The organism is Pseudomonas sp. GW822-FHT05A08, assembly GCF_058800485.1.
On sequence record NZ_CM179511.1, the window covers coordinates 4919815 to 4932883 of the forward strand.

The window sequence follows — 13069 nt, forward strand, 5'->3', positions numbered from 1 at the left end:
GCCGCCAACCCCCGGGCCGCGCAGGACAGGCCGGCCAGCGGCCCCGACGGTAAATCGGACCCGCCCCCCTTCGTTCCTTGCTTATCCCCCCTTGCAACAGGTATCCGCCCATGTCCTCCGCTCAATCGCTGACCGACATCCTCACCCAAGGCTTGCGCAAACTGACGGGCATCGACCGGCCCAGACCCAAGGGCTACCGGGTGATCAACGTCGAGCTCAAGCGGCGCATCGTCCTCAGCCCGTCCCTGGTGCGCCTGGTGTTCGCCGGCGAGGACATCGCCCAGGCCCGCACCCTGGCCCCGGACCAGCGCATCAAGCTGCTGTTCCCCGGCGCCGACGGCAGCGCCCCGCAACTGCCGGTGGAAGGTGACTGGCACGCCGCCCGGCGCAAGCTGCCGGCCGAGCAGCAGCCGCCGATGCGCACCTACACCATCCGCGCCCTGCGCCTGCTGCCGGCGGAGCTGGATGTGGACTTCGTGCTGCACGGGGTCAACGGCCCCGCGTCCGGCTGGGCCACCCACGCCCGGCCCGGCGACCGCCTGCAGATGGTGGTACCGAACAAGGCCTACAGCGGCGATCCCGGCGGTTATGAATGGATGCCGCCGGCAGATATCCGCAAAGTGCTGCTGATGGGCGATGAAACCGCCCTGCCGGCCATTGCCGGGATTCTCGAGGAGCTGCAGGAGTATCCGGATTACCCGGACGTGCAGGCGTTTATCGAAGTGCCCCACGAAAGCGATTGCATCGACTTGCGCTGCAACCCCCAGACCCGGCTCAACTGGCTGCCGCGGGACCTGTTGGGCGCCCAGCACGGCGAAACCCTGATCCATGCCGCCCGAGAGCTGGCCGAGCTGCCGCCGCCCCACACCGCGCAGCGGCCGGTCAAGGTCCGCGAGGGCGACGAGGAACAACGCCCCTGGGAGACCGCCACGCCGGCCGACAACAGCTTCTACGCCTGGGTGGCCGGCGAGTCCGCCACGGTGATGAGCATCCGCCGCCACCTGATCAACGAGCGCGGCCAGGAACGCCGCAACCTGACCCTGATGGGCTACTGGCGCCTGGGCACGTCGTTGGGCTGATAGATCTGCCTGGGCCTTGAGAACGCCGCGGCAGCGGCTACGCCCACTCCTGTAGCCGCTGCCGAGCCCGCGAGGCTGCGATAAGGCCCGCAGGGCCTTGCTTGACGATCTTGCGATGGGGGCCACCGAGAGCGCCGCGGCCGTGCCGGCCGATCGCAGCCTGCGGCAGCGGCTACAGGGCGGCCGCGGTTTCCGGTTGCAGGTGACGCCGACGATGCACCTCAAGGTGGCCCTTGATCAGGCTCAGGACCCTGGCTTCGTGTTCGTGGATGAAAAAGTGCCCGCCCGCCAGCATGTCCACGGAAAAGCTGCCCTGGGTCTCCTTCCGCCAGCCAATCAACTGTTCGGTGGTGGCCCGGTCGGCCTTGCCTCCCAGGACATGCACCGGGCAGTTCAGCAACGGTCGCTGCAGCGGGCGAAAACGGCCACACAGGAGAAAGTCGGCGCGCAGGATCGGCAGGGTCAGGCTCATCAACTCCTGGTTGGCCAATACCTCTTCGCTGGTGCCATTGAGGGTGCGCAACTGTTCGATCAGTTGTTCGTCCGTCTTGGGGTCGGCAAAACCTCGGTCGTAGTCGGTGCGCAGGGTCGGCGCCGCGGTTCCCGAAGCGAACAGCGCCACCGGTTCCGGACAACCCAGGGCCCGCAGGGCGTGGGCCAGCTCGCAGGCCAGCAGCGCCCCCAGGCTATGGCCGAACAAGGCATAGGGCGCACGCAGGCCCGCGCGAACTTCCACCGCCAGTTGCCGCGCCAGCTCGCGCATGTCGGTGGCCAGCGGCTCGGCATAACGGGCGCCCCGCCCCGGCAGTTCCACCGGCTGCAATTTCAGCCATTCGGGCAGCTTGCGCCGCCAGCGGCTGTAGACCATGGCGCTGGCTCCGGAATACGGCAGGCACAGCAACGTCAGCTGGGTCACGGTGTTCCCCTTGAAAAAAATGATGGTAAAGACTGGACGTGCCACCTGGCCGGCAAATTAGTAGCCGCCACCGGCCCAATGCCGACCTGTAGGAGCGAAGCTTGCTCGCGATGAACTTGAGAACGCCGCGTTTACCCAATTAAGACGCAGTATCGTTAACGACCATCGCGAGCAATCGAGCGTCGACCAGCTGCTCCTACAGTAGATCCCCTTCGCTTGACCGGTCGTCATTGAGTCAGTCGTCCCCATAAATTTCCCGATACAGCCTTCGTTCCCTGCTGCAGATCAAACCAACCAACAAGAGAGATCGCCGTGGACTTGCAGACCATTCTGTCAAAGCTGTTCGCCAATGCCGGTGCCGTGGGAATCGAAGGCACCTTTCAATTCGTGTTCGGTCCACAGCTGGCATTCTGGTCACAGGTCCAGGCGCACAGCCACACCGAAGCCGGCCGGCACCCGGCGCCCGACGTCACCATCGAGGTCGCCCAGGCCGACTTTCTCGGGATCATGGGCGGCAGCGCCAACGTCGAGGAACTGTTCGCCAGCGGCCGCCTGAAGATCGGCGGCAACATGGGCCTGGCCACGCTGCTGCCGCAGATCATCGACCATGCCCGGCATGGCGGTGGCGCGCTGGAAAAGAAAGTCGAGATGAACACTCGCTACCCCACCCCGCCGCGCTACAGCGAGACAGTCTCGGCCGGCCTGCCGACCCAGCGCACGGTGGAACGGCGTCCGCGCAGCGGGCTCTCGGTGGAGGAGTTCAGGACGCGTTACCTGCCCCAGGGCATTCCCGTGGTGATCAGCGATGCCCTGCAGGACTGGCCGCTGTTCCAGCTCAGCCGCGAAGAATCGCTGGTGCACTTCGCCGAACTGCAAGGCATCACCCGCCACGGCGACTACGTGAAAAAGACCTTTTCCACCGAGCGCGATTTCCGCTCCACCTCCATGGCCGAGTTCATCGCCTCGCTGGACAACCCGGCGCCGAAAAACGCCGACGGCGAACCGCCCGCCTACATGGGCAACAACATCCTGCCGGCGCAGTTGCTGGAGCAGATCCAGTACCCGCCCTACTTCGACCGCTCGCTGTTCATCCCGCCGCGGATCTGGATCGGCCCCAAGGGCACCCTGACCCCGCTGCACCGCGACGACACCGACAACCTGTTCGCCCAGGTCTGGGGCCAGAAGTCCTTCATCCTCGCCGCGCCCCACCACCGTGAGGCGCTGGGCACCTGGTCGACCGCGCCCCAGGGCGGGCTCGACGGTTGCGAGGTCAACCCGGACGCGCCGGACTACGAGCGTTTTCCGGCCTCGCGGAACGTGACCTTCCTGCGGGTCATCCTGGAAGCCGGCGACCTGCTGTTCCTGCCCGAGGGCTGGTTCCACCAGGTGCAGTCGGTGTCCACCTCGCTGTCGGTGAATTTCTGGGTCAACTCCGGGCGCGGCTGGTAAGGCTCAGGCGACCGCCGGCTGGCTGCGGGTCAGCCGGCGACAGCTCTGCACTGCCGCCCCCAGCACCACCACTGCCGCCGCCTGCGCCACCCAGAAGCCGCTGCGCGCGCCAAAGGCATCCACCAGCCAGCCGGAACTGGCGGCGCCGATGGCCACGCCGATGCTGACCCCGGTGACCAGCCAGGTCAGGCCTTCGGTGAGCTTGGCCGGCGGCACGATGTTTTCCACCAGGGCCATGGCGACGATCAGGGTCGGGGCGAAGAACAGGCCGGAGACGAACACCGCCAGGGACAGGCCGAAGATATTGCTCGCCATCAGCAATGGCAGGGTGGTCACGGCGGTGGCGATACCGCCGTACATGAACAGCCGCGGCAGCGGGATATTCAGTTTCAGCGCGCCGAAGGCGATGCCCGCCAGGCAGGAACCGATGGCGTACACCGACAGCACGATGCTCGCCGCCGCGGGTTGCCCCTGCTGCTGGGCAAACGCCACGCTGACCACATCCACCACGCCGACGATCATGCCCATGGCGATCATCAGCAGCACCAGCAGCTGCAACTCCAGCGAGCGGATGATCGACACGTCGTGCCGGGCCTCATGGGGATGCACCGGCGGCTCGGTCGCCCGTTGCGCCACCAGCGCGGTGACGCCGATCGCCAGCATCAGCAGCGCCGCCAGCGGCCCGGCCTCGGGGAAGGCCGCCACGCACAGCCCCACCGACAACGGCGGGCCGACGATAAAGCACACCTCATCGAGCACCGACTCCAGGGCATAGGCGGTCTGCAACTGTGGCTGGCCGCGGTACAGCTCGGTCCAGCGGGCGCGGACCATGGCCGGCATGCTCGGCATGCAGCCGGCCAGGGCGGCGAACAGGAACAGCGTCCAGTGCGGCGTCTGCACGCGGGTGCACAGCAGCAACGCCAGCAGTGCTCCGCCGCCCACACCGGCGGCGATCGGCAGCACCCGGCCCTGGCCGAAGCGGTCGACCATGCGCGACACCTGGGGCGCGCAAAAGGCCGTGGCCAGGGCGAAGGTCGCCGCCACCGCACCGGCCAGCGCGTAGCCGCCCTTGAGCTGGGCCAACATGGTGATCAGGCCGATGCCGGTCATCGACATCGGCATCCGCGCAATCATCCCCGCCACCACGAAAGCGCGACTGCCGGGGGCCTTGAACAGTTCGCGGTAAGGGTTTGCCATCGTCATCACACCTTGTTTGAGGCTTGCCAGAAATGCACCGCAAGGCAAAAATACATACGGTGCGTATGTGAGAAAGCATGAGAACATACGCACCGTATGTCAATCCACCTGTCAGTTGTGTGAGTGCCCGTCATGAGCCCGCGTCAACGCGCCGAGATGATCGAAGAAACCCGCAGCAAACTCATCGCCAGTGCCCGCCAGGCCTTTGGCAGCCTGGGTTATGCCAACACCTCGATGGACGAGCTGACGGCCGAGGCGGGCCTGACCCGGGGGGCCTTGTATCACCATTTCGGCGACAAGAAAGGCCTGCTGGCGGCGGTGGTGGAACAGCTCGACGCCGAGATGGACCAGCGCCTGGAGGCAATCTCGCGCGGCACCGACGATCTCTGGGCCGCCTTCGTCCAGCGCTGCCGCACTTACCTGGAAATGGCCCAGGAAGCGGAGATCCAGCGCATCGTCCTGCAGGATGCGCGCGCAGTACTCGGCGACCTGACCGAGGCTAGCGAGGAGCAGTGCGTGGCGTCCTTGAGCGCGCTGCTGGATGAGCTGATGCAGGCCGGCCTGGTGGTCAACGCCCCCAGCGAAGCCCTGGCGCGCCTGATCAACGGCAGCCTGCTCGACGCTTCGCTGTGGATCGCCCGGGACGAGCATCCGGGGCAACGATTGCAGCAGGCACTGGCCGGGCTGGAGGCGCTGCTGCAGGGCTTGCGGGTGCGCTGAGCCCCGGCGCCGGATGCTTGGCATCGGCCCCGCCCTCCTCCGGGACTTCGTAACTGCGGTGAACTCCTGCCCGCTCTAGCCAGTCAGCTGAACAGGCTCTCCGGTTAAGGTGCGTGCTCATGAATATCTCCCTGAACCAACAAGTCGCCCTGGTCACCGGCGCCAGTTCCGGCATCGGCGCCGCGGCGGCCACCGCCCTGGCCGCGGCCGGGGCCTCGGTGGTGCTCAATTACCATCGGCAGGCGGCGCCCGCGGAAAAGCTCGCCGCCGACATCAACGCCTGCGGCGGCCGGGCCATTGCCGTGGGCGCCGACATCTCCCAGGAAGACCAGGTCCAGCACCTGTTCGACAGGGCCCTGGAAGCCTTCGGTTTCCTCGACATCCTGGTGGCCAACTCGGGCCTGCAAAAAGACGCCGCCACGGTGGACATGACCCTGGAGGACTGGAACCAGGTGATCAGCGTCAACCTCACCGGCCAGTTCCTCTGCGCCCGCGCCGCCCTGCGCATTTTCAATCGCCAGGGCATCCGCACCGGTGTGTCGCGGGCCGCCGGCAAGATCATTCACATGAGCTCGGTGCATCAGCGGATTCCCTGGGCCGGGCACGTCAACTACGCGGCGTCCAAGGGCGGCGTGGACATGCTGATGCGCAGCCTGGCCCAGGAGGTCAGCCACCAGCGCATCCGCGTCAATGCCATTGCCCCGGGCGCGATCGCCACGCCGCTCAATCGCAAGGCCACCGAGGGCGCGGCCGAGCGCAAGCTGCTCGAGCTGATTCCCTACGGGCGCATCGGCGACGTCAAGGACGTGGCCAACGCCGTGGTCTGGCTGGCCAGCGATGCCTCCGACTACGTGCTCGGCAGCACCCTGGTGATCGATGGCGGCATGAGCCTGTACCCGGAGTTTCGCGACCATGGCTGACACTGAACGACAGGCGCCGATCGACGCCCACGGCATCATCGGCGACCTGCGCAGCGCCGCGCTGGTCAACGACAAGGGCAGCGTGGATTTTTTCTGCTGGCCGGAGTTCGACAGCCCGTCGATCTTCTGCTCGCTGCTCGACACCCCGGACGCCGGCATCTTCCAGCTGGCGCCGGACCTGCCCGACGCCCGCCACGAACAGATCTACCTGCCCGACAGCAACGTCCTGCAGACCCGCTGGCTGAGCGAACGGGCCGTGGTCGAAGTCACCGATTTGCTGCCGATCGGCGACAGCGAGGACGACCTGCCGCTGTTGATCCGCCGGGTACGGGTGGTCAGCGGCCGCGCTACCCTGCGCCTGCGCTGCGCGGTGCGCCATGACTATGCCCGCGCCACCACCCGCGCGCGGCTGGACGGCGACGCCGTGTGCTTCGAGGCCGAGCGGCAGCCGGGGCTGCGCCTGGTGGCCAGCCAGCCCCTGCGCATCGACCGGCAGGCGGCGGTGGCCGAGTTCGAGCTGGAACAGGGGCAGAGCGCCGAATTCATGCTGGGCGGGCTCGACGATCCGCGGCTGGTCACAGGTGGCAGCGACCTGTGCCTGGAACGCACCCTGAAGTTCTGGCGCGACTGGATCGGCCAGTCCAACTACCGCGGCCGCTGGCGCGAGATGGTCAACCGCTCGGCCCTGGCGCTGAAGCTGCTGACCTCGCGCAAGCATGGGGCGATCCTCGCCGCCGCCACCTTCGGCCTGCCGGAAACCCCGGGCGGCGAACGCAACTGGGATTACCGCTACACCTGGATCCGCGACGCCTCGTTCACCGTCTACGCCTTCATGCGCCTGGGCTTCGTCGCGGAGGCCAACGCCTATATGCGCTGGCTGCGCGGGCGGGTCAGCGACTGCTGTGGCCAGCCGGCCAAGCTGAATATCCTGTACGCCATCGACGGCCGCCAGCAGCTGCCGGAAACCCGGTTGCCGCACCTGTCCGGGCATGGCGGCGCGACGCCGGTGCGTATCGGCAACCAGGCCTATGAACAGGTCCAGCTGGACATCTTCGGCGAGCTGCTGGACGCGGTGTACCTGGTCAACAAATACGGCGAGGCGATTTCCCACGAAGGCTGGAAACACGTGGTGGATGTGGTGGATCAGGTCTGCAGCAGCTGGGACGGCGAGGATGTGGGCATCTGGGAAATGCGCGGCGAGCAGCATCATTTCCTGCATTCGCGGCTGATGTGCTGGGTCGCCCTGGACCGGGCCATCCGCCTCGCCTCGAAGCGCTCGCTGCCGGCGCCGTTCGCCCGCTGGGACCAGACCCGCCAGGCGATCTACGACGATATCTGGAGCAACTTCTGGAACGCAGAACGCGGGCATTTCGTCCAGTACCGGGGCGGCACCGCGCTGGACGGCTCGATGCTGCTGATGCCTCTGGTGCGCTTCGTCGGCGCCCGCGACCCGCGCTGGCTGGCGACCCTGGAAGCCATCGAGAGGACCCTGGTGCGCGACGGCATGGTCTACCGCTACCGCAACGAAGACAGCCAGATCGACGGCCTGGCCGGCACCGAAGGCGCATTCGCCGCCTGCTCGTTCTGGTACGTCGAATGCCTGGCCCGCGCCGGCCGGCTGGAGCAGGCCCACCTGGAATTCGAGCAACTGTTGCGCTACGCCAACCCGCTGGGGCTGTACGCCGAAGAGTTCGACAGCCATGCCCGGCACCTGGGCAACACCCCCCAGGCACTGACCCACCTGGCCTTGATCAGCGCCGCGAGTTTTCTCGATCGCCGGCTCAGTGGCGAGAAGATCCTCTGGCAGCCTTGACCCGCAATACGCCCCATCGCCTCGCGCCTACAGAAGACAAGCCGTTCGCGGCAACGGCGGTTTGCGGGCAGAATAGGCCGCCCGGTTCCCTCAAGGATTCCCATGCGCCAGGTGCTGCTGATCATCGACGTGCAACCCTCGTTCAACCCGCCGGACTGGCTGGTGAACGGCATCAACGCCCTGCTCGGCCAGTTGTCCTCGGTGGCCACCGTCGAGCGCCATGACGAAAGTCGCACGCCCTTCGTCCGCCAGCTCGGCTGGTGCCCCGCCGCCGACGACCACAGCCTGGTCGCCGCCGACCGCGTCTTCATCAAGCACGGCTACGCCCCCACGCCGGACACCATTGCCTACCTGCGCAGCCTGGCCCCGGACCGCGTGCTGGTCTGCGGCATCCAGACCGACACCTGCGTGCTCGCCGCCGGCTTCGCCCTGTTCGACGCCGGCCTGCAACCGACGCTGATCACCGACCTGACCGTAGGCTCGTCACTGGACCGCAGCGGGCAGTTGGGCGTGCGGTTGTGGCAGCACCATTTCAAGCACCTCACGACCAGCGCCGAGCTCGCCTTCCTGTAGCCGCTGACTGAGGTCTGAAGCAGTCGTCAGCGCTTCATGCCATCAGGGCAAAGCCCACGAACGAGGTCCTGGCGCGACACTGGCCAGGCATGCAGTTTGAGCTAAGGTTGCTGTTTTCCCTGTCGCCGGATCCGTCATGAACAGCTCGCTCTCTGTCCAGTACATCCAGACTCCGTCCCTGCGCATCGCCTACGAACACCACGGCCCCGCCGACGGCGAGCCGGTGATCCTGTTGCATGGCTTTCCCTACGACCCTCGCAGTTACGACGAGATCGCCCCCGAGCTGGCGGTGCGCGGCTATCGGGTGATAGTGCCGTACCTGCGCGGCTACGGCCCGACCCGTTTCGCCGGCCCGGACATCCCGCGTTCCGGGCAACAGGCGGCGCTGGCCCAGGACCTGCTGGACCTGATGGACGCCCTGGAGATCCCCCTGGCCGCCCTCGCCGGTTTCGACTGGGGCGGTCGCGCCGCCTGCATCGTCGCGGCCCTGTGGCCGGAGCGGGTGCGCTGCCTGGTGAGCGCCGACGGCTACAACATCCAGGACATTGCCCGCTCGACCCAACCGCGACCGCCCGAGACCGAGCACCGGCTCTGGTATCAGTACTATTTCCACACCCAACGCGGGGTCGACGGCCTGACCGCCAACCGTCGCGAACTGTGCGCACTGCTGTGGCGACTGTGGTCGCCGACCTGGGATCGCGGCCAGGAACTCTATGGCCGGAGCGCGCCGTCGTTCGACAACCCGGACTTCGTCGAGGTGGTGATCCACTCCTACCGGCATCGCTTCATGTACGCGCCGGGCGACCCGAGCCTGGAACATATCGAGCAGGCCCTGGCGCAGCAGCCGCCGATCCGCGTGCCGACCCTCTCGTTGTGCGGCGGCGATGACGGGGTCGGCCCGGCGAGCGAAGAGGACGAAGACATCGGCCTGTTCACCGGCCCTTACCAGCGCCGGGTCTTGCCCGGGGTCGGCCACAACGTGCCGCAGGAAGCGCCGCACGCCACCTTGCAGGCATTGCTGGAACTACTGGAAGCCTGACGCCCCCTCTGGCGAAAAGCGCTCCCGATAGGCCTGCGGCGTCACGCCGACGACCCGCAGGAAGCTGCGCCGCAGGGTTTCTTCGCTGCCGAAGCCACACTGCACGGCGATGCGCTTGATCGCCACGCCGCTGTCGCCGAGCAGGCGCCGGGCGCTTTCCACGCGGATCTGTTCGATGGCCCGGGCCGGGGTCTGGCCGGTGTCGGCGCGGTAGTGGCGGACAAAGCTGCGCTCGCTCATGCCGGCCCGCTCGGCCAGGGCCGGGATGTTCAGGTCGCGGCCGAGGTTTTCGGCGATCCAGGCGTGCAGGTCGTCGAAGCGGCTGCCCTGTTTTTGCAGGGCCAGGGTCGCGCTGAACTGCGACTGGCCGCCCGGGCGCTTGAGGAACACCACCAGTTGCCGGGCCACGTCCAGCGCCATGGCATGCCCCAGGTCCGCCTCCACCAGCGCCAGGGCCAGGTCGATACCGGCGGTGACGCCGGCCGAGGTCCAGACCGGCCCCTCGTTGATGAAGATCGGGTTGGCTTCCACCCGCAGCTGCGGATATTGCCGCGCCAGTTGCTCGCAGCGGGTCCAGTGAGTGACCACCCGGCGCCCGTCGAGCCAGCCGCTGGCGGCCAGCAGGAACGCCCCGGTGCACACCGACGCCACCCGTCGCGCCAGCGCCGCCTGCTGGCGGACCCAGGCCACCAGCGCCGGATCTTCCGCCGCGGCGTACACACCCCAGCCGCCGGCGATGACCAGGGTGTCGCATGGCGTGCCCGGCGCCGGCAAGGGCTCGGCCAACAGCGCCAGCCCGGCCGAGGTGGTCACCGGCCCGTCGCCCGCGGCGATCACATTCACCGCGTAGGGCAGCGGCAGGCCTTTGTGCCGCGCCAGGTCGTTGGCCGAAGCAAACACCTGCAGCGGGCCCGTGACGTCAAGTACCTGGGCGTTGGCGAAAGTCAGTACATGAACGGTTCTGGCGGTCTGGGACATGATTGGCGTAAATCGTGGGTAGGTTGGCGTATTCGCCAAAGCCTAGGGCGCTAGAGTCGAACCGTCCAGCCACATAAGAGCGGACACCTTCGAACTTCTCCAGGGAGATACCCCATGACGCTGCAGATCGGTTTCCTGTTGTTCCCCAACGTCCAGCAACTCGACCTGACCGGCCCCTACGATGTGCTCGCGTCGCTGCCGGACGTGCAGGTGCATCTGGTCTGGAAGGCGCGCGGGCCGGTCACCGCCAGCACCGGCCTGGTGCTGCAGGCGACCACCAGCTTCGCCGATTGCCCGCCGCTGGACGTGATCTGCATCCCCGGTGGCGCCGGTGTCGGGCCGTTGATGGAAGACCCGCAGACCCTCGACTTCATCCGCCAGCAGGCGGAGCAGGCGCGTTATGTCACCTCGGTCTGCACCGGCTCCCTGGTGCTTGGCGCCGCCGGGCTGCTGCGGGGCAGGCGCGCCACCACCCATTGGGCCTACCACCATTTGCTGGAGGCGCTGGGGGCGATCGCGGTACAGGAACGCGTGGTGCGCGATGGCAACCTGTTGAGCGGTGGCGGGATTACCGCCGGGATCGATTTCGCCCTGACCCTGGCCGGCGAACTGTTCGGCGATGCAACGGCGCAGCGGGTCCAGCTGCAACTGGAATACGCCCCGGCTCCGCCGTTCGCGGCCGGTAGCCCAGAGACAGCGCCCAAAGCGGTGGTGGAACAAGCCCAGCGGCTCGCGGCGAACTCCATCCAGCAGCGCGCCGAGATCGTCGACAGGGTCGTGGCGCAGTGGCAGCAGGCCTGAGACGGCGCTTACAGAAGCTGAAGAAAGATGCGGACCAGGGCAACCTTATCGGCCAGCTGAGCCCTGGCCGCATCTTCGATGAACCGGCGTCAGGCCGGGACTGCTTGCTCACTGGCCTGTCGGAGGTAGTCGATCGCCTGCTGCACGGTCTGCAGGCCATCGGCTGCGTCGTCCGGGATAGTGAGGTCGAACTCGGCCTCCAGGGCCGACACCAGTTCCACCCGGGCCAGCGAGTCTGCTCCCAGGTTCTCGACGAACGAGTCCTGGTTGCCGATCTGCGTCAGGTCGACGGCCAGTTCGGTCGCCACCACTCTTTTCACGCGTTGTTCGAGGGTTTCCATATTCATTCCCTTGCAGTTGGATGCGTACCACGAAACAGTGGCCGACCCGCGCCGGCCACCGGGTTCTTGCGCCTTGGCGAGGCGCCTCAGACCACCGTCAGGTGCATGAAGCCGCCGGAGAAGCGCCCGCTTTCCGGGACGAAACACAGCACGCGCTGTCCCTTGTGCAAGCGCCCGGACTCCAGCAACTCGTGGATCATGATGTAGATCGACGCCGAGCCGGTGTTGCCGCGCTCGGACAGGTTGGTGAACCAGCGCTCCTGGGGAATCGCCAGTTCGGTGTTTTCCAGGCACTCGGCAATCGGCTTGCGAAAGTATTCCGATGACATGTGCGGCAGGAACCAGTCGATGGCTTCGGGCGACAGGTTGCGCTTGATCATCACCTCCTTGAGCGGCTTGCCGAGGGTGTACTTCACCACGTTCTCGTTCAGCAGCCGCACGTCCTGCTTGATCGCGAAAATCGAGCGCAAGGCCCACTCCTCCGGGGTCAGCAGCTTCCAGCCGATCAGGCTGTCGTCCTCGGCCTTTTCCGCGCCAGCGTACATGCAGGTCGGCAATTCGTTGGCGTAGGAGAAGATGTCGATCCAGTCGATGCGCAGCGACAAACCTCCGGCCCGTGGCTGGTTCTCGAGCAGGAAGGCCCCGGCCCCGTCGGACAGCATCCAGCGCAGGAAATCCTTATCGAAGGCGATTTCCGGGCGGGCAGCCATCTGCGCCACCAGCGCCTCGTTTTCCGCATCGAAATTGCGCGCATGCAGCACCGGCGAAGGCACCTCCGAGGCGGTGGCCACGGCATTGCGGCTGGCCCCCGCAAGCACCGACAGGTAGGCATATTTCAGCGCGGTGAGGCCAGCCAGGCAGATGCCGGCGGTGGACACCACCTCACAAGGCTTGTTGCCCAGTTCGCCATGCACCATCACGCCATGGTTGGGCATCAACTGGTCCGGCATGGTGGTGCCGGTGGACAGGCATTCCATGGCGTCCAGGGTAAAGCCGTCGCCCACCAGGCCCTTGATCGCCTCGGCGGTTATTTGCGCGTTAGTGAAACGGGGAATACCGGTCTGCGGGTCCAGCACATAATAGCGCTGCTTGATTCCGTTATTACGCAGCACTACTTGCCGAGACCGTGAAGGTCGCCCGCCTACATACCCGAGAATGCTCTCCATCGTATCGTTATCCACTGCCTCTCCCGGCATATAAGTGGATGTTTTCGTGATATAGACAAACAATTCACTCATGATGA

General features: G+C 66.8%; 13 protein-coding genes. 8 read left to right on the forward strand and 5 right to left on the reverse strand.

The features are described 5' to 3' along the window. Nucleotides 1–110 precede the first annotated feature (110 nt). The gene (locus AC3RCP_RS21915; protein WP_101338608.1) at nt 111–1079 is read left to right on the forward strand and encodes a siderophore-interacting protein; all 969 of its coding nucleotides are present in this window, start codon (nt 111–113) and stop codon (nt 1077–1079) included. A gap of 172 nt (nt 1080–1251) precedes the next feature. On the opposite strand, the gene AC3RCP_RS21920 is transcribed toward AC3RCP_RS21915, so the two are convergent. Continuing rightward, entirely contained in the window at nt 1252–1995 is a 744-nt protein-coding gene (locus AC3RCP_RS21920; RefSeq protein WP_492571948.1) for a thioesterase II family protein, read from the reverse strand. 312 nt (nt 1996–2307) lie between these two features. On the opposite strand from AC3RCP_RS21920, the gene AC3RCP_RS21925 reads away from it, so the two are divergent. Then, nucleotides 2308–3444: a cupin-like domain-containing protein gene (locus tag AC3RCP_RS21925; RefSeq protein ID WP_492571947.1), complete on the forward strand. Its 1137-nt coding sequence runs from the start codon at nt 2308–2310 to the stop codon at nt 3442–3444. Between the two features lie 3 nt (nt 3445–3447). Here the strand turns inward: AC3RCP_RS21925 and AC3RCP_RS21930 are convergent, their stop codons facing one another. Then, a complete protein-coding gene (locus AC3RCP_RS21930; RefSeq protein WP_492571946.1) occupies nt 3448–4641 on the reverse strand; it encodes an MFS transporter in 1194 nt (397 codons plus the stop codon). 132 nt (nt 4642–4773) lie between these two features. Between AC3RCP_RS21930 and AC3RCP_RS21935 the strand changes: the two genes are divergently transcribed. The 5 genes from AC3RCP_RS21935 to AC3RCP_RS21955 all read left to right on the forward strand — a co-directional run bounded on the left by AC3RCP_RS21935 (nt 4774) and on the right by AC3RCP_RS21955 (nt 9706). After that, nucleotides 4774–5361 carry a TetR/AcrR family transcriptional regulator gene (locus AC3RCP_RS21935; RefSeq protein ID WP_009044820.1) on the forward strand — a complete coding sequence of 196 codons (588 nt, stop codon included), beginning with the start codon at nt 4774–4776 and terminating at the stop codon, nt 5359–5361. Between the two features lie 119 nt (nt 5362–5480). Continuing rightward, nucleotides 5481–6281, forward strand: a complete 801-nt coding sequence (locus tag AC3RCP_RS21940) for a glucose 1-dehydrogenase (RefSeq protein WP_053262027.1) — start codon at nt 5481–5483, stop codon at nt 6279–6281. Continuing rightward, on the forward strand, nt 6274–8094 hold the full coding sequence (locus AC3RCP_RS21945) for a glycoside hydrolase family 15 protein (RefSeq protein ID WP_492571945.1): 1821 nt from the start codon (nt 6274–6276) through the stop codon (nt 8092–8094). The genes AC3RCP_RS21940 and AC3RCP_RS21945 overlap by 8 nt, the downstream gene beginning before the upstream one ends. 102 nt (nt 8095–8196) lie before the next feature. Next, nucleotides 8197–8667, forward strand: a complete 471-nt coding sequence (locus tag AC3RCP_RS21950; RefSeq protein ID WP_101338612.1) for an isochorismatase family protein — start codon at nt 8197–8199, stop codon at nt 8665–8667. A 136-nt stretch (nt 8668–8803) separates the two neighbouring features. After that, complete coding sequence (locus tag AC3RCP_RS21955) at nt 8804–9706, forward strand: alpha/beta fold hydrolase (RefSeq protein ID WP_492571944.1); 903 nt, start codon at nt 8804–8806, stop codon at nt 9704–9706. On the opposite strand, the gene AC3RCP_RS21960 is transcribed toward AC3RCP_RS21955, so the two are convergent. Next, entirely contained in the window at nt 9692–10684 is a 993-nt protein-coding gene (locus tag AC3RCP_RS21960) for a GlxA family transcriptional regulator (protein WP_492571943.1), read from the reverse strand. The genes AC3RCP_RS21955 and AC3RCP_RS21960 overlap by 15 nt on opposite strands. Before the next feature lie 114 nt (nt 10685–10798). Here AC3RCP_RS21960 and inhA point away from each other — a divergent pair, with 114 nt between their 5' ends. Then, nucleotides 10799–11485 carry an isonitrile hydratase gene (inhA, locus tag AC3RCP_RS21965; RefSeq protein WP_101338614.1) on the forward strand — a complete coding sequence of 229 codons (687 nt, stop codon included), beginning with the start codon at nt 10799–10801 and terminating at the stop codon, nt 11483–11485. Nucleotides 11486–11574: 89 nt separating this feature from the next. Here the strand turns inward: inhA and darC are convergent, their stop codons facing one another. Further along, complete coding sequence (gene darC / locus AC3RCP_RS21970; RefSeq protein ID WP_157832264.1) at nt 11575–11832, reverse strand: 2-hexyl-5-propylresorcinol biosynthesis acyl carrier protein DarC; 258 nt, start codon at nt 11830–11832, stop codon at nt 11575–11577. Nucleotides 11833–11912: 80 nt separating this feature from the next. Then, complete coding sequence (darB, locus tag AC3RCP_RS21975) at nt 11913–13064, reverse strand: beta-ketoacyl synthase DarB (RefSeq protein WP_150052385.1); 1152 nt, start codon at nt 13062–13064, stop codon at nt 11913–11915. Nucleotides 13065–13069 lie beyond the last annotated feature (5 nt).